Consider the following 24,070-nt stretch of genomic DNA (forward strand, 5'->3'; position numbering starts at 1 on the left):
TTATTTCTCCTTAAACAACATTAAGATAGGATATTTTAGGTAAGCCTGATCATAGAACGGTGTCTTTGCGTACAACCACTCCATGCGAGCATTGGGATCGTCCGCAAACGCTTTATCTTCACGTATCTTTCTATCAAACTCTAATGCTATCGTTGGGTTCTCTTTTAACATAGAACGAGCAAAAGGCTCTAATGCATAATTTTCAACATACTCAGTACGCTGAAAAATAGTATTAAACTCCCCCCAACTAAAAAATGAATCTGGTGCCTGTGGATGTAACAAATGTGTGGCAAGCTTGCCTCGCTTTTGCTCAGTACTAACCTTATACCAACCGCTAAGCTCAGGTGCTTTTACCTTATCAAAGCTAAAAGATGCCTCAACCATAAAACGCCCTTCAAAAGGTGCTTTAGCAAACTCATAATTGGTTACATTGGCACTTATTAAGGTATCTATCGACTCTGGTGATTGTTCAATTTTAGTCACTTTAATACCATGTAACTGCAACTTTTCTACAATCTCAGGATACGCAGGGGGAATATAGAAAGCATCCGGAACTTCAACCTGAGTTACCACATCTTTTTGCCAATAAATAGGCAGTGCGTCATATTGTATTTTCTCGCCAAGATACTTCGCTTCTGTTTGACCTGAGATAGCACTTTGAAATAGCTTATATGTGATCCCTTTGAACGGGATCGTATCTGGTTGTTTGGCATACGCCCTTTTTACGATCAACTGTTCCGGTCTATTATTTTGTTCTGCTGTGACCGCCTCATCTAACTGTGTCTGATATTTTGACAATGCAGAGATCAAGCCATCGTATAACACATAGGTTCCCAGTACACGCTGCTTGTAAGGCTTCAAAGAGTGGTTCTCAACCAAAATCGTGGGCACTCCCGCTAAATCGCCCCAGCCATTAGAAAAACGTGGTGTAGCAACCCAACCCGCAATGCCTTTTTTAAAGTCACGCTTATCCATTGCAAACACCAATGGGCCTGGAATATGGCCTTGTTGCTCTAACGCCTTATCAATAACGGGCTTAATCTGTGTCTCAAGCACGCGAGCTATGGCTGGTGACTCACTGGCAAATTCTGGATTAAAGCCGTAAGTAATATCGTATTGATAGTCAGCGCCATCAGTAACATGTACGTCCAAGTAAAGATCTGGTTGATACTCATCGATCACCTTTAATATCGCTTGCACTTCTGGTGTATCGAGCTTGGTGTAGTCTCTATTCAAATTCAAGTTATTGGCATTGGTTCGAAAGCCCATTTCCACGGGTCCACGCTGATTGATCCTATTGTACTTGCTACGTCGCTCATGACCATCCACATTTAAGATGGGTATAAATAGGATGTTTACTTTGCTCAATAAATCTCTACGCTTACCCAATGCGATATCTCTGAGCATCATAAATGCAGCATCTTTACCGTCAATTTCCCCAGCATGGATGCCTGCTTGGATAAGTAAAGTTGGCTTGTTATTATTCTTTATCATCGAGGCCGTGAAATGGCTCTGCTCAGAAGCTATTAGCATTTTTACTGCTCGCCCTGAGTTACTATAGCCTATATTTATTGCTTTAAATTGAGTTGGATTTGCGGCGACTAAACGTTCAACAAATGCCATTGTCTGCTGATAGTCGGGCGAGTTCATCCCCTTACTAAGTTCAAAGTCAGTGGTTAAAGGACCTTTCATTTGCATCAACTGCTCACTTTGCCCTTGCCAAGGCGTCAGTGGCGGCAAATGAGCGTCTAATGACAAGCTTGCGGTTAACATAATCATGCTTGTTATCATTTTTATTTCTCAATTTTCAGCCTAGATAGCACAATTATATCAATATTTTAGTTAACATCTTACAATGTGCGGTGATTCAACAAAAATATGCAGCTAATAACATCTCGCTCACACAAATTGAGTTTATTTTTCTTAAGAAGATACTTATGACGACAACAATACTCATTACAGGATGCTCAACAGGGATTGGATACTACTGTGCTCATGCGCTTCACAATGCTGGATTTCATGTGATCGCATCATGCCGAAAGTTGGAAGACGTATATCGACTGACCAACGAAGGACTAACTTGCATTCAACTAGACTTGAATGATGAGCAAAGTATCATCGGTGGATTTGAGCAAGCATTAAAGTTAAGTGACGGAAAACTGGACGCCTTGTTTAACAATGGTGCATATGGACAACCTGGTGCAGTTGAAGATCTGCCTACAACAGTTCTAAAGCAGCAGTTTGAAACGAACTTTTTTGCTTGGCATACTCTAACGAATCTCGCCATTAAACATATGCGCACGCATGGCTCTGGTCGAATTATCCATAACTCATCTGTTCTAGGGCTTGTCGCCTTACCATTTAGAGGGGCGTATAATGCCAGCAAATTTGCACTTGAAGGTTTGACCGACACACTGCGCATGGAACTCAAGGGCACTAATATTCAGATCAGCTTAATTGAGCCTGGCCCCATTGCTTCAAAGTTTAGAGAAAATGCTAAGCAGGCTTTTACTGATAACATTAATATTGAAATCAGCCCCCACAAGAAGGATTATTTGGCTCAATTAGAGAGACTTGCTGCGCGAAATGCCCCCCAACCCTTTACTCTAGAACCGCAGGCTGTATACAAAAAACTTTTACATGCACTGACAGCAAAACACGCCAAGCCAAGATATTACGTTACATTCCCCACCTATCTTATGGGTTATCTTAAGCGTATTCTTAGTACTCGCTGGCTAGATAAGATGTTGATAAGAAATCGTTAAGATCAAAAAAAGGAGCCGTTGGCTCCTTTTTCAGGGAATAAGCTTTATTGCTTATTAAGCAGCTAGACCGTCTTTTGCTTTAGCAACTAGTGCTGCAAAAGCGACTTGGTCGTATACTGCGATATCAGCTAGGATCTTACGATCGATTTCAACAGATGACTTTTTAAGGCCATTGATGAAGCGGCTGTAAGAAAGGCCGTTTTGACGTGCTGCAGCGTTGATACGTGCGATCCATAATTGACGGAAAGTACGTTTCTTAGCGCGACGGTCACGGTAAGCGTATTGACCTGCTTTAGTTACTGCTTGGAAAGCTACGCGGTAAACACGTGAACGTGCTCCGTAGTAACCTTTAGCCTGCTTTAATACTTTTTTGTGACGTGCACGTGCGATAACACCGCGTTTAACTCTTGCCATTTCTGATATCCCCTATTAAGCAAATGGTAACATACGGTCGATAAGACCAATGTCGTTTTTGTGAACCATAGACTTAGCACGTAAGTGTAGTTTACGCTTAGAAGACTTCTTAGTCAGAATGTGACGAAGGTGCGACTGTTTACGCTTATAACCGCCTGAAGCAGTCTTTTTGAAACGCTTAGCTGCGCCTCTGTGTGATTTTAGCTTATAAGCCATTGCAATAACTCCAAATGTATTGCTTTAAACAATGTAAGCAGGCGGATGTAAACATCACTTTAAAGGCCTAACTCACAACCAAATCCGGTGAAGACTCGCGTCTTTCTTTAAAACCGGTTAATACAGGTGACCTTAAGGTACTTTAGACCTGCATTAAATTCGCGCGCATTATGCCGTGTTTATTACTTTTTAGCAATAGGCGACATCATCATGACCATCTGACGCCCTTCAACACGATTTGGGAATGATTCAACAACTGCTAAATCTTCTAAATCGGTCTTAACACGGTTAAGTAATTCGATACCAATTTCTTGGTGAGCCATTTCACGACCACGAAAGCGAATAGTGATTTTAGCTTTGTCACCGGCTTCTAAGAACTTTCTTAGGCTGCGTAACTTAACCTGATAATCACCCTCGTCCGTGCCAGGACGGAACTTGATCTCTTTAATTTGGATCTGCTTTTGCTTTTTCTTTTGTTCTTTTTGTAATTTTGCTTTTTCAAAAACGAACTTACCGTAGTCCATCACCTTACAGACAGGAGGTTCAGCATTGGGACTAATCTCAACTAGATCCACCCCTGCTTCATCAGCAATCGCTTGAGCTTCTTTCAACGACATAATGGTCGCTTCCTGACCTTCTACGCCAGATAAGCGAACTTCTTTCGCAGTTATTTCTTCATTGATACGATTTTTTTGAGCTGTAGTTTGCCCTTTTTTTCCGCCTCTAATGGTACGTTCCTCCAAGAAAATCAAAATATGTTGTGTGTGGCAATCGTAAGTATTTATGCCACACACAGGCTTTATTACTGTCGATGTTTAATTTCTTCACTGATTTTAGCGATAAAATCTTCGACTGAGAACTTACCAAGGTCTTCACCTTTGCGAGTTCTCACTGCTACTTCTTGTTGTTCAACTTCTTTATCACCAACAACAAGTAGGTAAGGTATACGTTTTAAAGTATGCTCCCGAATTTTAAAGCCAATCTTCTCATTTCTCAAGTCAGCACAGGCCCTAATTCCAAGTTTATTTAACTTTTGTACAATTTCATGCACGTAATCAGCCTGTTTATCAGTGATATTCATGATCACTACTTGTTTAGGCGCTAACCAAGTTGGGAATAAGCCCGCATATTCTTCGGTAAGAATACCAATGAAACGTTCGATTGAACCCAAAATTGCACGGTGGATCATTACAGGTGTCTTACGTTCGTTGTTTTCAGCAACATAAGTCGCACCTAAACGACCTGGTAGAGCAAAATCTAGCTGCACGGTACCACACTGCCAAGCTCGTTCCAAACAATCATACAAAGTAAATTCAATCTTCGGACCGTAGAAAGCGCCTTCACCCGGCAAATATTCAAACTCAATGTTATTAGCTTTAAGGGCTTCAGCTAGCGCAAGCTCTGCTTTATCCCACATTTCGTCTTCACCGATGCGCTTCTCTGGACGGGTAGAAAGCTTAACAACGATTTTTTCAAAGCCAAATGTTTCATAGGTGTCATAAACCATTTTAATACAAGCTGACACTTCATCCATGATTTGCTCTTCTGTACAGAAGATGTGCGCATCATCTTGGGTAAAGCCACGTACTCGCATTAAGCCATGTAATGCACCAGAAGGTTCATTACGGTGGCAACAGCCAAACTCAGCCATACGCAGTGGTAAATCGCGGTATGACTTCAAACCCTGATTGAAAATCTGCACGTGTCCTGGACAATTCATCGGCTTAATAGCATATTCGCGCTTTTCAGACTCAGTGGTAAACATCGCGTCTGCGTATTTATCCCAGTGTCCTGACTTTTCCCAAAGCGCACGGTCCATCATCATTGGACCCTTCACTTCTTCATAGTTGTACTCGCGTAACTTTTCACGCACAAAGTCTTCTAACTCACGGTATATGCTCCAGCCATCGTTGTGCCAAAACACCATACCAGGCGCTTCTTCTTGCCAGTGCCACAGATCTAACGCTTTACCAATTTTACGGTGGTCACGTTTTTCAGCTTCTTCTAGGCGCTTCAAGTACGCTTTAAGCTGTTTCTTATCAGCCCAAGCCGTACCATAGATACGCTGCAGCATTTTGTTTTCAGAGTTGCCACGCCAGTATGCACCAGCCACTTTCATAATTTTAAAGTGTTGGCAGAATTTCATATTAGGTACGTGAGGACCACGACACATATCAACATATTCTTCATGATGATAAAGGCCTGGTCTATCATCTTTGTCGATATTCTCGTCTAAGATTTCGATTTTATAAGTTTCGCCACGTGCCGCAAATGCCTCACGTGCTTCTTGCCAAGAAACAGTTTTCTTAACAACATCATAATTTGTTTTCGCAAGTTCAAGCATACGTTTTTCAATCGCATCTAAATCTTCTTGCGTTAAAGAATGGTCTAAATCAACATCGTAATAGAAGCCATTATCGATAGTTGGACCAATCGCCATTTTTACATCTGGAAATAATTGCTTGATGGCGTGACCGATTAAGTGCGCACAAGAGTGACGGATGATCTCTAAACCGTCTTCATCCTTTGCAGTTATAATTTCTAAACGCGCGTCTTCATTAATAATATCGCACGCATCAACGCGCACCCCATTCACTCGTCCAGCAATAGTTGCTTTTGCAAGGCCTGGACCGATATCTTGAGCGACTTGTAACGTTGACACTGGGTTTTCAAAGACACGCTGACTACCGTCAGGAAGCGTAATAATTGGCATGATAAATCCTATTTACAGTGGTGACACCTACGACGCATCACATGTATTAATTAATTAGTTTTTTAAAATGAGTGCCCAACAACGCTTTTACGAATAAGCATTGGCTCCGGCAGCGATTTAGCATACCGTGTGCTTGGGGACTTTCAAACCGACAGGTATTTTGACCGTGCGCGTGACGAAATTCAAGGGAAAGACTAAAATTGATCCAATAAATTGTTAAATTTATATGCCTTAACGCTTCTCACAGTGAGTAAAACATGACGAAACCGACGCGCTACTGCTTTGCTTCTTTAAACCTGTTGAACTTTGCAGCGCCACCTTTTTCATTTTATCAGCTCGATGAGCACTATGACCAAACCCAATGGCAGTCTAAAACTCAATTCGTTACAGGGCTCATTGAACACATCGATCCAACCCTTATTGTATTTCAAGAGGTGTTTAGTATTGATGTACTCAAATCACTTTGTGAGGAGATGGGCTTGCCCTATTTCGCAACCGTTGATACGCCTCAATTAGATGCAATTTACCCCAACGTGCTATTTAATCCAGTTGTGGCTGTGGCTTCTAAAATTCCCTTTCAGCAGACATGTGCATTTGAACCTTGTCCAGAGCTTTTAGAATACCTCAATAATCAACACCAATTTCGTTTTAACCGCACCCCCATCAAATGTTCTATTGAGATTGATGGGTTTGGCCCTATCACCTGTTACGCCGTACACTTTAAATCTCAACGCGTTCATTCAATGGCACACATGATAGATGGCTCAGAGCAAGACGACCCGTTACTTGCATTACTACACAAAACCGTAGGTACCATGCAATCACAAATTTCTCGCTCTCTGGAAGCATCTATCGTGTATTACGACGCACTCAAAACTCAGCGAGAACAACGCCATGCAACTCTAGTCATGGGGGATTTTAACGACCATTTGACCAGCCCTGCGCTCTCGTTTATGACGCAGGCTTTCCCACCTCAAGTTAACACTCATAATCGCTTTGATAGTGTTGGATTATTTGACAGCTTTTCATTTGCAGATAATGCACACACTTTTGCGCAAAAGCCGGCCAGTCACTACTATCAAGGTGCGGGTAATGTCTTAGACTATATCTTGGCATCGCAACAGTTTAACCCAAATAACGAAACACCATCGATCAAATCTCTGACCTATCATAATTACGATGCGCATTTGGACCCCAAGCGCGATGAGGAAGATATTCGCTATTCGGATCATAGCGCGATTGCAATCGAGATTATGTTGTAAGCTTTTGCTTTATCGGTGAGATTGCTATACTGCGTCGATAATTAAATAGATTGGAAATATACAATGAGAACATGTGGCGTTGAGATCGCTGGCAGCGAAGTGCTTTTGTGTCTGCTAACAAAAGAAGATGACGTATTTGATATACGTGATGTACGCCAAACACGCTTTACACTAAACAATGTTGGACAAGAAACGGATCAAATGCGTAAGTTTCAGTTCGACTTTGCAAAATTAATGGCTGATTATCAAGTTGACTCTGTTGCTATTCGTCAACGAGCACCTAAAGGTAAGTTCGCAGGCAGTGCTACCGGATTTAAAATGGAAGCTGCCATACAGCTAATTGAAGGGTTGGATGTGCGTTTGTTATCTAGCACTGAAGTGAAAGAGCAGCTTAAGCGCAACCCCTTACCTATCGACTTTGAAGATACTGGGCTTAAAAAATATCAGGAAAATGCCTTTGTTAGTGCCTATGTCTACATTATGAAGAAAACTTACCGCCCTGACGAATAAGTTTAAATACAGCAATAAAAAATCCGACTCAAGTCGGATTTTTTATTGGGTAGTGATCCACTGCAAACGCATAACATACTTTTATCAAAAATAACGCGCAAACCAACTTATACCACCACTGTACATCTAAGCCACTAACCACGAACAACCCAATAAAGATGACTAATAAGGCAAAGCCTGGCTGCTTTGGGTGTTTAAAAAAGAAGTTTAAAATACTTGAGGCAAGGATCACATACATCCAAAACAATAAAGAAGGTAGTAGTGGCTGCTCGAAAAGTAATGCAACAACCAATAAATGAACATGAATTAAAATAAATATCCGACGTGCGCGGCGACTTCCTGCGTAATATTGATTGGTTCCATGAGTAAAATTCGCGGCACACCCAGCAACAATATCAACGATTATCACTCCTCCAAACAGATATTGCCACCAAACATATGATTTCTCGGGAGTTTGATAATACATTAATAAGAAAACCACTACCGAGCCAAGTAGCATAAAAGCACTTACGCCAAGCAATGCCACTTTACTTTGTCGAGCTCCCAATATTTCGTGCAAATATTTAGGCATATCCATATATTCGAGACTCCATGTTGAGCAAATTAATTGCTAATATTTTTCTAACTCATATAGTCTGTCTGCCAGCACTTCAAAGTGCTGTTCTAAGTGCGATTTTGCATCACCTATTGCTCGGTTATAAACTTGCTTGCCAATTTGTTCAACAAAGAAATCAACCAAAAAAGCCGCATCAAATTGCTCTAAATCCAAATCTAGATTTTTCCTACAGTAACTCTGTGCTTGCAATACCAAGGCATCGTGCTGCTCTGATGTTAAATCAATTTTATGACTCATGTTCTGCCTCTAGCTGATATAATTGGTCTGACACCGCTTTGAGATCGACATTGCCAATAAAATCGTCGCTCAATGTTAAAATAGCATTGAGATTATGAGTCAATTTCTCAGTCTGTAGCTCACCTGGCTTTAATGCTGTCTGTAACAAGTGCAGTGCCATATCAGCCAGCAGTAGCCTCTGCTTATCAGGCCATTCTTTGTCTGTTTTACTAGCGGGATGTCGCAGCACAGCTTGCTCAACTTCATCGTGAATACTCCAGCTGAGCGTTAAAATGTCTTGTCGTTGTTGTTTATCCATATCCTTGATTCCTGAAAATTCTCATATGCGGTACTTTGAATAAAATACCACGCCAATGCAATGGTGAATATTTCAACTTACCCAAGCTTCTATACAAATAGGTTAACTACTTAATGTGTCAGCCTTTGGGTTTTTTGGATAATAGTACTCACCTTGTTGTGCACACAAATTGAACTCACGGGTATTCTTATATGGCAACTTCATAAACCCCGCTACACCCACATCTTCAATACTCATTGCGTACTGCATAATACGGTTCAGCAATGCTTTAAATTGTTCTTCTTTACTGGCATCCAACAGTCGATAGTAATGATGTATCTTAAGACGATTCTCTAACGACTCAAAAATGATACAACCTGTATGGTGAATTTGGTTTAACTCAAATACACACTTAATGATGCTTTTTGGCAACTGCAATTGCTCATCAGGGTCTTTACCATCTTCAAAATAGCTATGTGGTCTTGTCAATTCATTACTAGAAACATCCACCACGGAATATGACAGTTGGGGGAGCTGGTCAAAAATAAATGCGCCTGTTCCATCCCGCTCTAACTGAATGGTTTGCCTAGCATCAAACAAGCAGCATTTAAATAAACCCTTTTGCGTGATCCCCTGTGCGAGCATCACTGTGGCATTGATAGCGTCTGTCAGTGCTTTTTGTAGCTCGCTATCATGTAGAATTAAACTGGATTCTATATATAGTGAGTCTTCTTTCCAATGAAAGCTCAACCCACCTACAACTGGATATTTGGCCAAACGGCTGATTGAAGCAAGAAAGGCTTTTTCAATATCACCCGTATCAAACAAAAACTCTTTATAGTATCTGTCTAACTGTGCATCGTTTACATCGTGTAGCTGTTGATTATGATCGGCACGGCGCAGAAATTCTTTTCGCGAGCTGTACACTACCGTATCAGGTTGCTCATCGGTGTTACTTACCCAAAATGGTATATTTGCTTTAGAGTCTTTTCGCGACAGGCGAGGCAAGTAGGCTCGCGCCATTGCAGGCATATTTCGCATGAAATAATCACCTGCTTGATCTCGTGTATGCTTATCTTTGCTTAACATAGCATCAATCACGGCTGCAAACTCTTTTGGTAGGCCTAGACTTTTAGCAGGAATCACCTGCGCACCAAAACGGCAGGACTGTGCACTGGCGAGCGCATAAATAGTTGATGCAACTCCTTGCTCATCAAAACGCGGCGACGATTGCGCCCCTGACATTTGCTCATCACCAATGAAGTAAACATCTCCCATTCTTGCGTTGGTACTAGCAACATCAGAAGACATTAAGTCCATGATATTACTCGCCACAGGTTCACCATGTTCATCTATCTGTGCATAAACAGAGCTTCCCCAATCCACCAGCGAGAAACATTTAGTCTGTTCATCCCACACTATGTTTGATGGCTTAATATCTCCATGAACTATAGGCTGAGGAGACATACCATTTCGATGAGCACGTAAGTCACGTAATACATTACGCAACTTCAAAGCCAGCGCAACTAGTTCATCCGCATAAAACCGGCCACGCTTAAGGGATATTTTTTCTAAATCTTCCCCTGGGGCACGTTCCATCATTAAAATACCTTGCTTTTTAACACGTTCAAAAGCAAAAAACTTCGGTACCATTGGATTGCGTATTTGTGAAAGCATGTAAGCTTCGTCCTCAAGCCTATCACGCACAGCCTGAGATAAAGTAATACGAGAAAATTTAAACACCCATTGTTGGTTATCAGGACTGACCCCCGCAAACACAAACCCAAATGCCCCTGACCCTATAATATCAACGTCACGATAGCCCAACATAGTGAGTTGCTTTTTACAGATATTCAGCCACTGGCGGTGTTTTTTTGCATCATGATGCGACAACAAATAGATTGATTGTTGCTCATTGATATAGAAGTTATGGATGGACTTGGCGCTTTGTTTAACTGGAGCTGGGTTTTTCATAGTGCCTTTCACTGACGAAAAAAGGCCGAATTAATCGGCCTTTTTAATGATGATTTACTTAGGCGTTTTCAATTTTCGCCCAAGAATCCCTTAATCCCACAGTTTGGTTGAATACCAATTCAGTCGCTTTGCTATCACGGCAGTAATAACCCATCCGCTCAAATTGGAAACCCTGTTCAGCTACTGCTTGAGCCAAAGATGGTTCTAACTTAGCTTGATTGATAATAACCAATGACTCCGGGTTAAGTGTTTGCGTAAAGTCTTCCGCAGCTGCAGGGTTTGGTACGCTAAACAATCGATCATATTGACGCACCTGTGCTTCAACACAATGTGTTGCTGAAACCCAATGGATCACCCCTTTAACCTTACGTCCATCACTTGGGTTTTTCCCTAAAGTGTCAGCGTCATAGCTACAATACAAAGTGGTAATGTTACCCTGCGCATCTTCATCAAAGCGCTCCGCTTTGATGACATAAGCATTACGCAAACGCACTTCTTTACCTAGCACCAAACGCTTGAACTTTTTATTCGCCTCAACACGGAAGTCCTCGCGTTCAATATAAAGTTCTTTTGTGAAAGGCAACTCGCGGGTTCCCATAGACTCATCGCTCGGATGATTAGGCGCTACAAGTTGCTCCACCTTCGCATCTTCAAAGTTTTCGATAACAACTTTAATTGGGTCTAATACAGCCATCGCACGTGGCGCATTTTCGTTTAAGTCATCGCGGATACACGCTTCTAACATGCCCATTTCAACCATGTTATCTTGCTTGGTGATACCGATACGTTTACAGAACTCACGAATTGATGCAGGGGTATAACCACGGCGACGTAAGCCAGCGATAGTAGGCATACGAGGGTCATCCCAGCCCTCTACGTGGCCATTGACAACCAAGTCGTTAAGCTTGCGCTTTGACATTACTGTGTATTCAAGATTTAATCGAGAAAACTCAATCTGCTGTGGATGGCAGCCAATACTAATATTGTCCAATACCCAGTCGTACAAACGACGGTTGTCTTGGAATTCAAGCGTACATAATGAGTGAGTGATCCCCTCTAACGCATCTGAAATACAGTGCGTAAAGTCGTACATGGGGTAAATACACCACTTATCACCCGTTTGATGATGATGAGCAAAGCGAATACGGTAGATGATAGGGTCACGCAACACCATAAATGAGCTGGCCATATCAATTTTTGCACGCAGTACACACTCGCCTTCTTTGAATTCACCTTTACGCATCTTTTCAAATAATGCGAGGTTTTCTTCAACTGGCGTATCACGATAAGGGCTATTCTTACCTGGCTCAGTTAATGTACCACGATATTCACGCGCCTGATCTGGTGACAGAAAACAAACGTAAGCTAAGCCTTTTTCAATCAGTTCTACAGCATAACCATGTAACTGTTCAAAATAGTTAGATGAGTAACAGATATCACCATCCCACTTAAAGCCTAACCAACTAACGTCTTCCTGAATCGACTTCACGTAATTGATGTCTTCTTTTTCTGGGTTGGTATCATCAAAACGTAAGTTACAAAGACCCTTATAATCTTGTGCGATGCCAAAGTTAAGGCATATTGATTTAGCATGGCCAATATGTAAAAACCCATTTGGCTCAGGCGGGAAACGCGTGTGCGTTTGTTGATGCTTACCACTAGCCAAATCAGCATCAATAATTGTTCTAATAAAATTCGTTGGGCGATTTTCGATTTCCGCCATGGGCATGCATTCCTCTGAAATTTAGCACTGAATAACTTCGGCATTATTACAAAATCCACCGTGAACTTACAGCAAATCCTGCTTTAGATCAGAATAATTATTTTTAGGTAGCATAATATTTCAGCACGAACTTTAAAATTTCATGACACTTTTTGTTCTATCGCAATAAAAAAGTCATGAAAGGTATGTATAGTGATCCCATACAGTGATGTAATCCAAGGATAATATAAATGGCTTCAATGACACTTAATCGCGTCTATATTCCAACTAACGCGCGAAACAATCAGTATATCCTCGCAGAGTTCAAACCAACTGATGAATTTTATGATTGCTTTGATGATCTGCAAAGTTGTTACGAACGCTTAGCACGCCAGCTTTTTGCGCTTTGCGATGAGTATGAGCTTCACAACGTTCACTTAATTGCTAATGATAAGTTACCGGTTGTACGTTTTCACGAAGAATCATACTGCCTACAAACTCAAAAGCAGATGCTGTTTTTTTATAACCCTAAGTATCATGAAGCCCATAAGTCTTATTGGGAAGATGGCGTAAAAGCACGCAAAATTACGCTGCTATTCTTGGCCACTGGCAGTGACATTAGAGCCAACGCGGCCCATTTCCATGGCAAAGTCAAACGCACACTAGAAGCCTTATTAGAAACTTCAAAAAACATTGGTGAGAATGCGCTCAGAATTAGAGATCACCAGCACTTAACTTACGACATTTTTGCCAAAGCTAAAGATGTCAAAGAAAGCTATGGCTATAAATTAAGAAGTTTATACCCTAGATATCAGGCTAGAAACTGCTCGTTACCCGATGAGCACTCTGAAATGACCTATGCTACATTTAGTCTACCTGTGACTCGTGCACTAAAAACTGAGTACCAACATCTGTTGCGCCCAGGGGATTATAGTCAGTTTTACAAACATATCGAGGATATTTTCTTCTCTGGATGTGCTGACAAACAACTGTCATTATGTGCGTTCGTCGCCGACGGTCGCCTACCATTAGTACGTAACAGTCAAATTGAGAAAACTAGCGAAAATAGTGAGCTACAAAAACTAAGCTTCGATACAGAAAGTGACAAAGTACAAATTACTTCAGTTTGGGATGGCGACAAACTAGTTGATACCATGAATTTTGTCATCGTTGCACACGCATCCAACAAAAAAGATATGGGCTATGGTCGCTTTATGAACAGTGTAGAAAGCGTGATCCACTCATTTAGCACAAAATTACACATTAACCCGGCTAAACAAGATGTAAATGTACGATTCTTTCAGCACATTAGTTATCAATTTTAATTGACTAGCCCTTGGTGCCAGTTTCAGTTTCTGCGAACTCGATAATTGGCACCTTTATTTTGACCTTAATTCCTTGCTCTAGCTCCGAGAAGCAACGGATCTCCCCTTTCAATAGCTGAGTTACCAAGTTGTAAACTATATGCATACCCAAACCACAACCACCTTGACTACGTTTACTTGTCACAAATGGATCAAATACGGTTTTAAGCATACTTTTTGACATGCCTTCCCCGTTGTCTTGATAATTCATGTACCAGTAATTTTCATCTATCGAAAACTCTATGTTCACCTCTCCACTGTGGCGTTTTTCAAACCCGTGAATAACCGAGTTGTTCAGCAAATTGGTGAGAATCTGATACACAGCCCCTGCATAGGTGTTGATTTCAACATCATCTTTGCCAGCTATTTTAATCTCAATATTTTTCTTTTTGATTAGCGGTTCTAAAGATGTCAACACATCCTGAATATACGTTTTTAAGTTAATGTGCCGACAAATTTCACTAGATTGATCCACAGCCACTTGTTTAAAATTGCATATCAGATTTTGTGCTCTATCTAAATTCCTAAATATTAATTGATACCCTTCAGCCTGTTCTCTCAACGCCTTGCTCAGATCTTTTTGACTAAGCGTTTTGTTTTGCAACTTTTTCTCAATTTTTTGCGCGCTCTCTTCATTGTACGTCAAGGCTGTTAACGCAACACCCAATGGGGTATTTATTTCATGAGCAATTCCTGCAACCAAACTGCCCAAAGACGCCATTTTCTCGCTTTCTATTAATTCATCCTGGGTATGCTTGAGCTCCAACATCGCCTGTTCAAGCTTTTGATTTTTCTTATATAACTCATCTGTGCGTACTGCTACTTTTATCTCTAATTGTTCATTGAGAGCTTGCAGTGCATTTTGATGCTGCTTCAATTCTGCGATGTCTTTAAGCGCTCCTGCAATACGTATTGCCTTGCCATTACTATCGCGTTTTACAACCTTGCCTCTATCAAGTACCCATGCCCAGTGACCATCTAAGTCTTTTACGCGAATTGCTATCTCGTAACTTTGTACTTCTCCATGAATACACAATTCAACTTTATCCTGTAGGTATGGACGATCTTCTGGGTGTACAAACTGCCCCAAATCATCCAATGTCATGCGAGTTTGTGTGACTCCATAATCAACTCGTGGAGAAACACTATGCCGATAAATCGTGTGATCAGTTAAATGCCAGTCCCATAACTCGTCTCCACTGGCCCATAATGACAGTTCAAGTCGCTGCTGTAAGTCTTGCATTTTTTTGTTCGCCCGCACGACTTGGCGATAGCGACGCTGTCTAGCCTGAACAATAAAAAGCACAATCAGCAATATACTCAGCCCATATGCGGCTTTTGAGTAGTTATTCCACCACCAAGGTGCATGAACCTTAATCACAAAGCGATGCTTGGGAGATTGGATATTAAAGCGATTCAACGTATACGCTTCGACTACATAGTCTGAGGGCTCTAAGCGAAGCAAATTAACTTGTCGAACGCCGGAGGCCAACTTAAGCCACTTGTTACTTAAGCCCAATACCCGATAGTAAAACTGCTGCTGTTCCGAGCCATAATCCAAACTTGAGTATTGTAGTGAAATGATATTTTCATCGTGAGCAAGGTTCAGCTCCTTAGCAAGCTCTGCTGAGGTATTCAAATGCCCTTCTGTGCTAGGCAGTAACGCTTTTCCCAGCAGTTCAATATTACTTATGAGAAGTGGTTTTTCAGTTTTATCTATGTCGACTTTTTGTGGGTAAAACTGATTGAAACCTTTTGCTCCGCCAATAAAAACACGTCCATCTGGTGCTAACCACGCCGCGTTATAATTGAATTCATTATCTTGAATACCATCTATTGGTGAAAAATTATGTATTTCAAAATTAGCGGTATGAATTTGGCTCAACCCTCCACTACTGCCCACCCACAGGTGGTCAAAACCATCATAAACAATCGCCCATATTGCGTTATTCGCTAATCCATTCTCTTGTCCAATGGTACGAACTAATTCAAATTCAGCATTAACGAGCGATAGTCCCAGTTCACTAGCAACCCAGACATTGCCGTACTGATCGCGCTCTAGCATAAACACCAGATCTGACACTAAGCCATCCTGAGTGTTGATATTATCTAGTTGACCATTGTTGTATCTGAACAAGCCATTACCGATAGAGCCAAACCACAGTGCACCTTCTATACTCTTCATTGAAGAAACATGACTCGGAGCCTTAATAGTCGGTGAAAAATATGGCTCAATTGCATCTTTATGATCTACATATTTGAGCAAACCAGACGTACGTGAACTAATCAAAATCTCGCCGTTGTGTTTTATTAAACTATTAAAGGTGAGCTCCGGGCCATTACCAAAGTCAGGCTTCAGGTGTTCAACATGACCACTGGTTACATCGAACTTAATAACGCCATTTCCTCTGGTTGTTACCCACATTTGCCCATCAATAAATGTAACTTGTGTAATAAAGCTTTTCTCTATCAAATCAAGCGCGGGGTATAATTGATGAGCGGCAAGAAACCCTTTTCCATCAAATGCGTACAAACCACTCGAAGTGGCAAACCAAAGTCTATCCTGGCTATCTATAGCAAAACTTCTAATGTCAGGGCTTCCTAAAGGAGCTTGCGGATAGCTAAATTGGCTAACATGGCCAAATGACTCGCTAAGTTTACTAAAAAAATGTAGTCCTCGAGTTTCCGTTCCTAACCACAAGTCCTGATTTAAGTCCCGCATCACGGTAATGACATTGTTATCCATAAGCCCACCAGCCTGCAGAGGCCGTTTGTACCAATGGTTTATGAGCTGCCCTTGCCTATCAAGTAAATACAAACCGTTACTACTAGATACCAGCACCTCATCACCATTTACGGTAACATTATGCAAAGTCACACTATTGTCCTTGGTAAAGCTTCTGGACCACAACACCCTTTCGTACAAAGTATCAAAGTAGATCAATTGCTGCATTTTACTGATCAGTACAACGCGTTGCGCCGAGAAACTCATTTTTTCATATTCACCACCCAGCAATAACTGCACTTCGCCTGACTCTTTTAAGAATTTCATTAAGCCTTGATCGCTGAGATAATAGTAACCATCTGGACGTTCAATGACATTACGAATAAAACGCCCAGGCAATAACACTTTACTCGGTATTAACGTGCCCTGATTAATTTGATAAACGACCCCATCTTCAGAAGAAACGACAACATTAGGACCATTACAGTCGAGCGAAATAACCCTGTCTGATGGAACATTTTCATGTTGTTCAGACAAAAATGAAGTAAATGTGCCTTTACCACTGTGATAAACACTGAGCCCTGTGCGAGTACCGATCCAAACCTTATCAGCGCTAATGCACAAATCGGTTACAAAGCCGCCAGCAAGACTACCTGAGTCTTGCTGCTTTGGCGTAAACTGTTTAAATTCATGGCCATCAAAACGGTTTAGACCCGCTTGTGTACCTATCCAAATATAGCCGAATTGATCTTGTGCAAGTGCAGTTACCGTGACTTGGCTGAGCCCACTACTATAGTCGTAATGACGCATGATCTGGGCTGTATCCGTAAATTGCGGTACCGCATGAGCGACATTAAATAGCAGCGCGAAGCATAAACACCATCTGAAATGCATATGATACCGAGTGAGAGGGCTTTTTATAAATATAGCAAAAAGTTATGAGTTATGAAGTGTAGGACTTAATTGCCGCCCCCCATAGCAGTCGTACTTAATCTACCTCTAAAGTAAACTCTCTTACCCTGCCATCATTATGCAACAGCTGATAACGAGCGAGCTTGCCTTGTTCAAGCGTTATTAAACTGATAGCGCTATCTGAAATAAGATAAGGTTGCTTAGCTGACTCAGTCATCAAGGGATGCTTGTTAACCTCCATGTGCCAGCGTTTAGTGAAATAATTCAGAGGGCTCCATGGTGAGTAGAGAATTGAGTCTAGCCTATCCAAGCACTTGATTAATTTCTTTGGGAACTCGTTTTTAATCCCTGATGCTGTCAATTGCCAAATTCTATTGTCGTGTTTACCAAAACGACTTTGTACAGAGAAACAAAAAGAGTAATGTACGTCACCTGAAAGAATGATGGTTTCTTTTGGGGTATCTGCGCGTCTGAATATTTCAAGCAGCTTACGTGCTGAACCTTCATGCGCCATCCAGTTTTCCACATCGACCAATAACGGCTGACCACAGAAATTAAAAATAGATTGAATTGCTTCTATGGATTTTACGCCAAATACCGGTGCGGGTGAGACCAAAATTACTTCTCGTTCATCAAGTAAAGTATCTTCGAGCTCCATAAGCATTTCCCAATCTAACAAGCCACTTGGCTCATTAAAGTTATGCTCATTTCGCCAGCGATGTGTGCGAGTATCTAGCACCACAACCTTGGGCACAGTATTCAAACAATAATGCCAGTTGGTGAACCGATTAAGAGCTTTATCCATCGCTTTAAAATGCCAAGTATCTGCATGCAGGCTTCGCTCAAATTCAGCACATAAGCCACCACTTTGCTCCATGGCATCATTACCCAACCCTTGAAACAGCCAATAGCTCAATAGACCACTGTTAATTATCCTACGACTACTGTTATGTGCCGCTATCGCCTGCTCCCATCGTGCCGTTAGGTTCCAATCATCCGTCACATCATGATCATCGAACATCATCAATGTGGGGACATTAGCAAATAAGCGTTGCGCTTTTGGTAAATCTTCAACAAAGTGCAAAATAGCTTCAAGCTGCGCAGCAAACGATTTTTGGAATTTAGTATTAGTTCCCTGATACTGAAGTTGATCATTATCAATCAATTGCCAGCATGTGGCGCTAAAATTGAGCAAATAACAGGCAATAAACTCCTGAAAGTACACCAAGTGATTACCAGCGCTTAAACTGGTAAAATGTGCCTCCCCCCGTTTAAACCAATAGCTAAAGCTAAACTTAGAGCACTCTTGCCATGGCGTTTTCGGTAAAAAATGTTGTCTGTTATATAGCTGCTGCTGAATATCGTCAGGCAGCTCAGCGATGTGAGCTTCCTCTTTATATAGCCCCAATATTGCGACCAACTGATTGATAGCCAGCAACATTGGACCGGCGACATCATCCGCATAAATTTGATCACCGGACATCAAAAGCAACCCAGGTGTAGGCTTTCCTGTTTTTATATTTCGCGCAAATAAGTCGTCCGCAGCGGCTAATGAATCTCGGCTAGGATGATGAGGGTTGCGACAAGAGCCATGTAATACTTGTTCAAGTTGTACAGGTATCACAAGCTGCGCCGAAGTCCCTGATGTATAGCTAAAGTCTTCGAGCGAATAAACATTATTATCTAGCAATAACTGATAACTCAACGGCGTGTCAGCTTCAAACAACCCGGACATTGGCTTAACTAGGAGTATTTTAAGAAAACAGTGCTCACCAAGCTTTAAGGTTTTTTGCTCGGTAGTGCACTGATAGCCCTCAACTAATACAGTTACGTCATATTGTTTGCTAGTTACTAATTGCAAACAAACTGCCGCTTGCTCAGCTCGCCTAAGCATGGGGCCAAGCAAAACGTTGGGTAGTAACTTATCGTGTTGCATCCGAGCGCGTCGCCAAACTAAACAAGTTATAGAAGTTATCGGTTGTCGCTTCTGCCAACTGGTTGAAACTGATCCCTTTTAGGTCCGCAATATAATACGCCACATCCTGTACATAGGCTGGTTGATTGGTTTTCCCTCGATGCGGAACCGGAGCCAGATACGGAGAGTCCGTTTCAATCAACAACCTGTCCAATGGAATTTTCCTGACCACATCTTTCAATTCAGTGGCGTTTTTAAATGTGACTATACCAGATATTGAGATGTAAAAGCCCAAATCTAAAGCTTGCTTAGCCATTTCCCAATCTTCGGTAAAGCAATGTAGCACACCACCACAGTTTTGGGCATTATGTGATTTCATTAAGTTTATTGTGTCAGCTTTGGCATCACGGGTATGAATAATCAAAGGCTTATTTAATTCGTTAGCGACATCAATGTGACCGACAAAACTATCTTGCTGAACCTTGTGTGTATCTTTAGAGTAATAATAATCTAACCCTGTTTCACCGATAGCTACCACTTTAGGATGAGTAGCCAAAGCACTTAATCTTGCTTTATCTAATACATCTTTCTGGTCAAGTGGATGAACACCACAAGATGCCGACACATCATCGTACATTGAGATAGCCTCTAGCATAGTTGGAAATTGATCCAACGTTACGCTGACGCATAAAAAGTGTTCTACTTGTTTGGCACGAGCTGCTGCAAGGATCTCAGGCAACTGTTGGCCCAGCTTATCAAAATCTAGTCTATCTAAATGGCAATGTGAATCTACAATCATAACTACTCTTACATGGTGTAGGTGGGTTTATCAGAATTTAACGCTGTTCCCAAGTGCTTAATTATTCGGTCATTTACTTGGTCAGGATCATCAACGAAACTTACTCCAGCACCTGGTGGATTAGAGTTTTGTGCGCCTTGTGGAGTAATCCAGACGACTTTACCAGTTATCTGATGCTCCTCGAGTTCATCGGGTAAAGTAACCCGTAGAACTACGCTTTGGCCTAGCTCGAAACGCGCGTTGCTTTTAACAAAAAGTCCACCCTGCTTTAATGTTGCCATATAGCATCGGTATAACTCATCAAGGTCTTGAAGGTCTATGAGCAATTCTTGCACGAGTTTTCCTATTCAATGATATTTTTTATTGTATTCATTAGCTTACTGAGCCCCAGCGATTGATTTAACCCCAATATCTGGCGCGTATCAGCCATAAATTGATTCAAAGCCGTCTGTCCTTTACTATAAGCTTGATACGCAAGTCCCTCTAACAGTTTTGCCTTAAGCCTTTGTTGAATAAACACACAAAACACTTCAAGCAATTCAGGGTGTTCATTTAAAATACCCTGTACCTGATTGAAATTATGACTTGCTTTGATATCACATGCAAATCTGTATAACACATCAACTTTTTCAACTACACCTTCATTGAACCACGCTTCTATCTTTAATGGCTGATGAAAGAAATGTGTTAACCAAGGAAATGCTATTCCGCCAGGAAGCACATCCCGCAACCAATCTTGTGCATATTGAGTATCATTCACTGATACTTGCACTTTACTACAACGGCTCAAAATAGTTGCTGAAAGCTGGCTGATATCATCACTGGTGAGCAATAAGTATCGACCTGCATTTGGTTCTTCTAATGTTTTGAGCAAAGCATTTGCTGCAGAATGTGTCATTTTATGGGCATTTACAATCACAGCGACCTTGCGCCCACCTTGTTGAGCAGAGTGATGCACAAAATCAGCAAGACCCCGAATCACATCAACAGAAATACTTTGCCCTTGTGCAGCGATGAACAACAAGTCAGGATGAGTCTGAGCCACTATTAACGCGCAACTTTTGCAACGACCACACGCTATGAGCTGCTGATGTTGCTCACAGAGTATCGCCTGAGCTAATTGTTTGGCAAGAGGCTGCTTACCGACACCAGATGGACCATGGAGCAACTGAGCATGATGAAAACGCCCCTGCTGTTGGCTTAGTCTGAAGTTCTGCCAAAGCGGTTCATGCCACTGGTACATTATCCGCTTACCTGAATAAAAAACTGCTCCAATGCACGGATAATATCAGCATGAACTCGTTCGATACTCTGATTCGCATTGATTGTTACACAATGTTCGTCCTCTTCAGCTAGTTGCAAATAACGGGTCCTTGTGCGTTCAAAAAAGCTCAATGCTTCTAGTTCTATTCTATCCAACTCCCCTCTACCTTTCGCCCTTGCCAGTCCGACTTCTGGTGGGATATCTAAATACAGCGTAAGATCAGGTTTAAGTCCCTTCAATACTATATTTGCTAAAGAAGATAAAGTGCTCTTTGGCAAGCCACGGCCACCCCCTTGATATGCCTGAGAAGACATATCATGTCTATCTGCTAGCACCCATTGGCCCTTTTCTAATGCGGGGCGAATGACATTATGTAGCAATTGAGCGCGAGCCGCATACATCATAAGGAGTTCTGATTCTGCAGCTACTTTTTCTACATGTTGCTGTTTAATAAGCTCTCTCAAAGACTCAGCTAAAGGTGTGCCCCCAGGTTCTCGGGTTTGCACAAAATCAACTTCATGCTGATGCAAGAATTGTTGACATATGGCCATTGCCGTTGACTTTCCGGCACCTTCAAGGCCTTCTATTACAATAAATTTAGCTGTCATTATTACTCTTTAAAATATACTTTTTTACCGCTTGATTATGTTCGCGTAAACTTTTCGAAAATTGGTGCTGTCCGTTACCTTTTGACACAAAATAATAATACGGTGTCTGCTCAGGTTGCGTTGCAGCATAAATAGCTTCTGCCGAGGGCATTGCAATTGGAGTTGGTGGCAGCCCTTTTATTCTATATGTGTTGTAAGGTGTGTGCTCTTTAAGATGTCGACGCTTTATGTCTCCATCAAATGCATCTCCCAAACCATAAATCACCGTGGGGTCTGTTTGCAAACGCATATTACGATTTAAGCGATTAATAAACACCGATGCGATGGTAGCCCTTTCAGGTGCATACCCTGTCTCTTTTTCAATGATAGAGGCGAGGATCAGTACCTGATAAGGCTCTTTTAAGGGCAAAGCTTCCATACGCTGTTGCCATGCTTGCTGCAACACTACTTGCATTTTTTCTTTTGCTCGGTTCAACACTGAGCTTGCGCTCGTATAAGCTTCGTAATGATAGGTTTCAGGTAACAACCACCCCTCTGGCGCGCTATCCAATTTCATTTCTTCTATGAGTTTTTGCTCATCGTTTGGATATACAACAAATGGACTGTTCTTTAATTTTTTTAAGATATTTTGAAACGTATCACCTGCTATGATTGTAAAACTAAACTGTTTTTGCTCACCACGATGTATTTTGCCAATCGCCTCTAAAACCGTCATTCCTTTTAGTTCATATACGCCAGCTTTTAGGTGAAATAGCTCTGGTACAAATTTAGCGTAAACCTGATATTTAAGGCACGACTCTAGATACCTCTTAACTTGCCAATCTTTGCACAGGCGGTTAAATCCCATTCCCTGAGTGACTTCGTATATTTCGCTTGTTATTGCGAGCGGCTCACTTTTGAGTGTCTGAACACTGTGATAAACATAAGCTGATATTCCTAACAACATCAGTAGGAAAAACAAAAGTAATTTTTTAATCATAATACCCCAGACTCTAATTGAGACTTGAGTGCGCGCGCAAGGGATAAATTAAATAGATGCTCATCTAGAGATCTCACAAATACACAACCCATCAGACTATTACAAACGAACAACGCATCCATTGTTTGTAAATCTTCGCGTCTGAGGTCTACCTTTTCAATATGGTTATTACGTTCAAGGTGCTGTAAATACACTCCTAAAATACCACTATTTTGCAGTATGGGTGTGTACACTTTACCATCTCTCACACAAAGCAAATTCCCGACAGACGTTTCAATTACATTGCCAGCGATGTCTTCAACCAATACGTCATCACAGTCATATTGCTGTGCCTCTTGCTTGATAAGCACTTGCTCTAAACGATTAAGTGTTTTTAGTCCAGCAAGCAAAGGCTGATGACCCAGCCTGGTTTGCGCATACTCTAAGCGGAGGCCACTATTGATTAGCGCAGGATAGTGTTCAGGGTACGGTGACGTCTGAACTATGACCTTGGGCTTTGCATTGTGCGGTGGTAAGTATCCTCTTCCCCCTTCACCACGCGTGATAACAATCTTAAGTACACCTTGGGCTATATTCACACATAGCTTACTGCAATACTCATCAAGGCTCTGCCAGTCTAATTGAGGGAAATTTAGGCGTTGCTGGCAGGTCTGTAGTCTTTGCAAATGCAGTCCCCACAATAAAATTTCACCATGGCGAACATGAGCCGTGGTGAAAAAGCCATCACCGTATAATAGCCCACGGTCGTAACTGGATACCGATTTTTCTTGTGTAATTACCATATCCTACCCACAAAAAAGCCCGGCATCGCCAGGCTC

22 protein-coding genes are annotated in these 24,070 nt (G+C 41.6%); 4 read left to right on the forward strand and 18 right to left on the reverse strand.

Features of this window, described 5'->3' with window-relative positions; translation table 11 throughout:
• Positions 1 to 1,791, reverse strand: a complete 1,791-nt coding sequence (locus BIW53_RS05395; protein WP_070990845.1) for a M14 family metallopeptidase — start codon at positions 1,789 to 1,791, stop codon at positions 1 to 3.
• A gap of 146 nt (positions 1,792 to 1,937) precedes the next feature.
• Here BIW53_RS05395 and BIW53_RS05400 point away from each other — a divergent pair, with 146 nt between their 5' ends.
• Positions 1,938 to 2,765 carry an SDR family oxidoreductase gene (locus tag BIW53_RS05400; RefSeq protein WP_070990846.1) on the forward strand — a complete coding sequence of 276 codons (828 nt, stop codon included), beginning with the start codon at positions 1,938 to 1,940 and terminating at the stop codon, positions 2,763 to 2,765.
• A gap of 54 nt (positions 2,766 to 2,819) precedes the next feature.
• Here the strand turns inward: BIW53_RS05400 and rplT are convergent, their stop codons facing one another.
• From rplT to thrS, 4 genes are all read right to left on the reverse strand, one after another.
• Positions 2,820 to 3,179: a 50S ribosomal protein L20 gene (gene rplT, locus BIW53_RS05405; protein WP_070990847.1), complete on the reverse strand. Its 360-nt coding sequence runs from the start codon at positions 3,177 to 3,179 to the stop codon at positions 2,820 to 2,822.
• Positions 3,180 to 3,194: 15 nt separating this feature from the next.
• A complete protein-coding gene (gene rpmI / locus BIW53_RS05410; protein ID WP_070985175.1) occupies positions 3,195 to 3,395 on the reverse strand; it encodes a 50S ribosomal protein L35 in 201 nt (66 codons plus the stop codon).
• 182 nt (positions 3,396 to 3,577) lie between these two features.
• The gene (gene infC / locus BIW53_RS05415; RefSeq protein WP_084228078.1) at positions 3,578 to 4,138 is read right to left on the reverse strand and encodes a translation initiation factor IF-3; all 561 of its coding nucleotides are present in this window, start codon (positions 4,136 to 4,138) and stop codon (positions 3,578 to 3,580) included.
• A gap of 59 nt (positions 4,139 to 4,197) precedes the next feature.
• Positions 4,198 to 6,108: a threonine--tRNA ligase gene (thrS, locus tag BIW53_RS05420; RefSeq protein WP_070990848.1), complete on the reverse strand. Its 1,911-nt coding sequence runs from the start codon at positions 6,106 to 6,108 to the stop codon at positions 4,198 to 4,200.
• A 257-nt stretch (positions 6,109 to 6,365) separates the two neighbouring features.
• On the opposite strand from thrS, the gene BIW53_RS05425 reads away from it, so the two are divergent.
• On the forward strand, positions 6,366 to 7,370 hold the full coding sequence (locus tag BIW53_RS05425) for an endonuclease/exonuclease/phosphatase family protein (protein ID WP_070990849.1): 1,005 nt from the start codon (positions 6,366 to 6,368) through the stop codon (positions 7,368 to 7,370).
• Positions 7,371 to 7,433: 63 nt separating this feature from the next.
• A complete protein-coding gene (locus BIW53_RS05430) occupies positions 7,434 to 7,880 on the forward strand; it encodes a DUF3010 family protein (RefSeq protein WP_070990850.1) in 447 nt (148 codons plus the stop codon).
• Between the two features lie 28 nt (positions 7,881 to 7,908).
• On the opposite strand, the gene BIW53_RS05435 is transcribed toward BIW53_RS05430, so the two are convergent.
• From BIW53_RS05435 to glnS, 5 genes are all read right to left on the reverse strand, one after another.
• Positions 7,909 to 8,457 (reverse strand): hypothetical protein, encoded by a 549-nt coding sequence (locus BIW53_RS05435; RefSeq protein WP_070990851.1) that lies wholly within the window; start codon positions 8,455 to 8,457, stop codon positions 7,909 to 7,911.
• Between the two features lie 33 nt (positions 8,458 to 8,490).
• Complete coding sequence (locus BIW53_RS05440) at positions 8,491 to 8,733, reverse strand: DUF2164 domain-containing protein (protein WP_070990852.1); 243 nt, start codon at positions 8,731 to 8,733, stop codon at positions 8,491 to 8,493.
• Positions 8,723 to 9,031 carry a hypothetical protein gene (locus BIW53_RS05445; protein WP_070990853.1) on the reverse strand — a complete coding sequence of 103 codons (309 nt, stop codon included), beginning with the start codon at positions 9,029 to 9,031 and terminating at the stop codon, positions 8,723 to 8,725. Before BIW53_RS05445 ends, BIW53_RS05440 begins: the two co-directional genes overlap by 11 nt.
• A gap of 102 nt (positions 9,032 to 9,133) precedes the next feature.
• Positions 9,134 to 10,984, reverse strand: a complete 1,851-nt coding sequence (locus BIW53_RS05450) for a protein kinase domain-containing protein (protein WP_070990854.1) — start codon at positions 10,982 to 10,984, stop codon at positions 9,134 to 9,136.
• 58 nt (positions 10,985 to 11,042) lie between these two features.
• Positions 11,043 to 12,707, reverse strand: a complete 1,665-nt coding sequence (gene glnS / locus BIW53_RS05455; RefSeq protein ID WP_070990855.1) for a glutamine--tRNA ligase — start codon at positions 12,705 to 12,707, stop codon at positions 11,043 to 11,045.
• A 230-nt stretch (positions 12,708 to 12,937) separates the two neighbouring features.
• Here glnS and BIW53_RS05460 point away from each other — a divergent pair, with 230 nt between their 5' ends.
• Complete coding sequence (locus tag BIW53_RS05460) at positions 12,938 to 14,011, forward strand: DUF3083 family protein (protein WP_070990856.1); 1,074 nt, start codon at positions 12,938 to 12,940, stop codon at positions 14,009 to 14,011.
• A gap of 4 nt (positions 14,012 to 14,015) precedes the next feature.
• Here BIW53_RS05460 and BIW53_RS05465 read toward each other — a convergent pair whose 3' ends face one another.
• The 8 genes from BIW53_RS05465 to pabC all read right to left on the reverse strand — a co-directional run bounded on the left by BIW53_RS05465 (position 14,016) and on the right by pabC (position 24,034).
• Complete coding sequence (locus BIW53_RS05465) at positions 14,016 to 17,669, reverse strand: sensor histidine kinase (protein WP_070990857.1); 3,654 nt, start codon at positions 17,667 to 17,669, stop codon at positions 14,016 to 14,018.
• A gap of 94 nt (positions 17,670 to 17,763) precedes the next feature.
• Positions 17,764 to 19,623: an alkaline phosphatase D family protein gene (locus tag BIW53_RS05470; protein WP_070990858.1), complete on the reverse strand. Its 1,860-nt coding sequence runs from the start codon at positions 19,621 to 19,623 to the stop codon at positions 17,764 to 17,766.
• The gene (locus tag BIW53_RS05475) at positions 19,610 to 20,401 is read right to left on the reverse strand and encodes a TatD family hydrolase (RefSeq protein ID WP_070990859.1); all 792 of its coding nucleotides are present in this window, start codon (positions 20,399 to 20,401) and stop codon (positions 19,610 to 19,612) included. Before BIW53_RS05475 ends, BIW53_RS05470 begins: the two co-directional genes overlap by 14 nt.
• Before the next feature lie 8 nt (positions 20,402 to 20,409).
• Positions 20,410 to 20,736: a PilZ domain-containing protein gene (locus tag BIW53_RS05480; protein WP_070990860.1), complete on the reverse strand. Its 327-nt coding sequence runs from the start codon at positions 20,734 to 20,736 to the stop codon at positions 20,410 to 20,412.
• 8 nt (positions 20,737 to 20,744) lie between these two features.
• On the reverse strand, positions 20,745 to 21,644 hold the full coding sequence (holB, locus tag BIW53_RS05485; protein ID WP_070990861.1) for a DNA polymerase III subunit delta': 900 nt from the start codon (positions 21,642 to 21,644) through the stop codon (positions 20,745 to 20,747).
• Complete coding sequence (tmk, locus tag BIW53_RS05490; RefSeq protein WP_070990862.1) at positions 21,644 to 22,273, reverse strand: dTMP kinase; 630 nt, start codon at positions 22,271 to 22,273, stop codon at positions 21,644 to 21,646. Before tmk ends, holB begins: the two co-directional genes overlap by 1 nt.
• The gene (gene mltG / locus BIW53_RS05495) at positions 22,263 to 23,249 is read right to left on the reverse strand and encodes an endolytic transglycosylase MltG (protein ID WP_070990959.1); all 987 of its coding nucleotides are present in this window, start codon (positions 23,247 to 23,249) and stop codon (positions 22,263 to 22,265) included. The genes tmk and mltG overlap by 11 nt, the downstream gene beginning before the upstream one ends.
• The gene (pabC, locus tag BIW53_RS05500; RefSeq protein WP_070990863.1) at positions 23,249 to 24,034 is read right to left on the reverse strand and encodes an aminodeoxychorismate lyase; all 786 of its coding nucleotides are present in this window, start codon (positions 24,032 to 24,034) and stop codon (positions 23,249 to 23,251) included. Before pabC ends, mltG begins: the two co-directional genes overlap by 1 nt.
• Positions 24,035 to 24,070: the final 36 nt, after the last annotated feature.

This window comes from Pseudoalteromonas byunsanensis (assembly GCF_001854475.1).
In the GTDB taxonomy this organism is placed as follows: domain Bacteria; phylum Pseudomonadota; class Gammaproteobacteria; order Enterobacterales; family Alteromonadaceae; genus Pseudoalteromonas; species Pseudoalteromonas byunsanensis.

What these genes read in the sequence shown, in the direction of transcription:
- BIW53_RS05440 (WP_070990852.1), bottom strand. Translation starts at nt 8,733, where the DNA reads ATGAGTCATAAAATTGATTTAACATCAGAGCAGCACGATGCCTTGGTA.
- BIW53_RS05460 (WP_070990856.1), top strand. Translation starts at nt 12,938, where the DNA reads ATGGCTTCAATGACACTTAATCGCGTCTATATTCCAACTAACGCGCGA.
- pabC (WP_070990863.1), bottom strand. Translation starts at nt 24,034, where the DNA reads ATGGTAATTACACAAGAAAAATCGGTATCCAGTTACGACCGTGGGCTA.
- BIW53_RS05445 (WP_070990853.1), bottom strand. Translation starts at nt 9,031, where the DNA reads ATGGATAAACAACAACGACAAGACATTTTAACGCTCAGCTGGAGTATT.
- BIW53_RS05435 (WP_070990851.1), bottom strand. Translation starts at nt 8,457, where the DNA reads ATGGATATGCCTAAATATTTGCACGAAATATTGGGAGCTCGACAAAGT.
- BIW53_RS05475 (WP_070990859.1), bottom strand. Translation starts at nt 20,401, where the DNA reads ATGATTGTAGATTCACATTGCCATTTAGATAGACTAGATTTTGATAAG.
- BIW53_RS05450 (WP_070990854.1), bottom strand. Translation starts at nt 10,984, where the DNA reads ATGAAAAACCCAGCTCCAGTTAAACAAAGCGCCAAGTCCATCCATAAC.
- BIW53_RS05470 (WP_070990858.1), bottom strand. Translation starts at nt 19,623, where the DNA reads ATGCAACACGATAAGTTACTACCCAACGTTTTGCTTGGCCCCATGCTT.
- BIW53_RS05400 (WP_070990846.1), top strand. Translation starts at nt 1,938, where the DNA reads ATGACGACAACAATACTCATTACAGGATGCTCAACAGGGATTGGATAC.
- glnS (WP_070990855.1), bottom strand. Translation starts at nt 12,707, where the DNA reads ATGGCGGAAATCGAAAATCGCCCAACGAATTTTATTAGAACAATTATT.
- BIW53_RS05395 (WP_070990845.1), bottom strand. Translation starts at nt 1,791, where the DNA reads ATGATAACAAGCATGATTATGTTAACCGCAAGCTTGTCATTAGACGCT.
- rplT (WP_070990847.1), bottom strand. Translation starts at nt 3,179, where the DNA reads ATGGCAAGAGTTAAACGCGGTGTTATCGCACGTGCACGTCACAAAAAA.
- rpmI (WP_070985175.1), bottom strand. Translation starts at nt 3,395, where the DNA reads ATGGCTTATAAGCTAAAATCACACAGAGGCGCAGCTAAGCGTTTCAAA.
- BIW53_RS05425 (WP_070990849.1), top strand. Translation starts at nt 6,366, where the DNA reads ATGACGAAACCGACGCGCTACTGCTTTGCTTCTTTAAACCTGTTGAAC.
- tmk (WP_070990862.1), bottom strand. Translation starts at nt 22,273, where the DNA reads ATGACAGCTAAATTTATTGTAATAGAAGGCCTTGAAGGTGCCGGAAAG.
- BIW53_RS05430 (WP_070990850.1), top strand. Translation starts at nt 7,434, where the DNA reads ATGAGAACATGTGGCGTTGAGATCGCTGGCAGCGAAGTGCTTTTGTGT.
- BIW53_RS05465 (WP_070990857.1), bottom strand. Translation starts at nt 17,669, where the DNA reads ATGCATTTCAGATGGTGTTTATGCTTCGCGCTGCTATTTAATGTCGCT.
- holB (WP_070990861.1), bottom strand. Translation starts at nt 21,644, where the DNA reads ATGTACCAGTGGCATGAACCGCTTTGGCAGAACTTCAGACTAAGCCAA.
- thrS (WP_070990848.1), bottom strand. Translation starts at nt 6,108, where the DNA reads ATGCCAATTATTACGCTTCCTGACGGTAGTCAGCGTGTCTTTGAAAAC.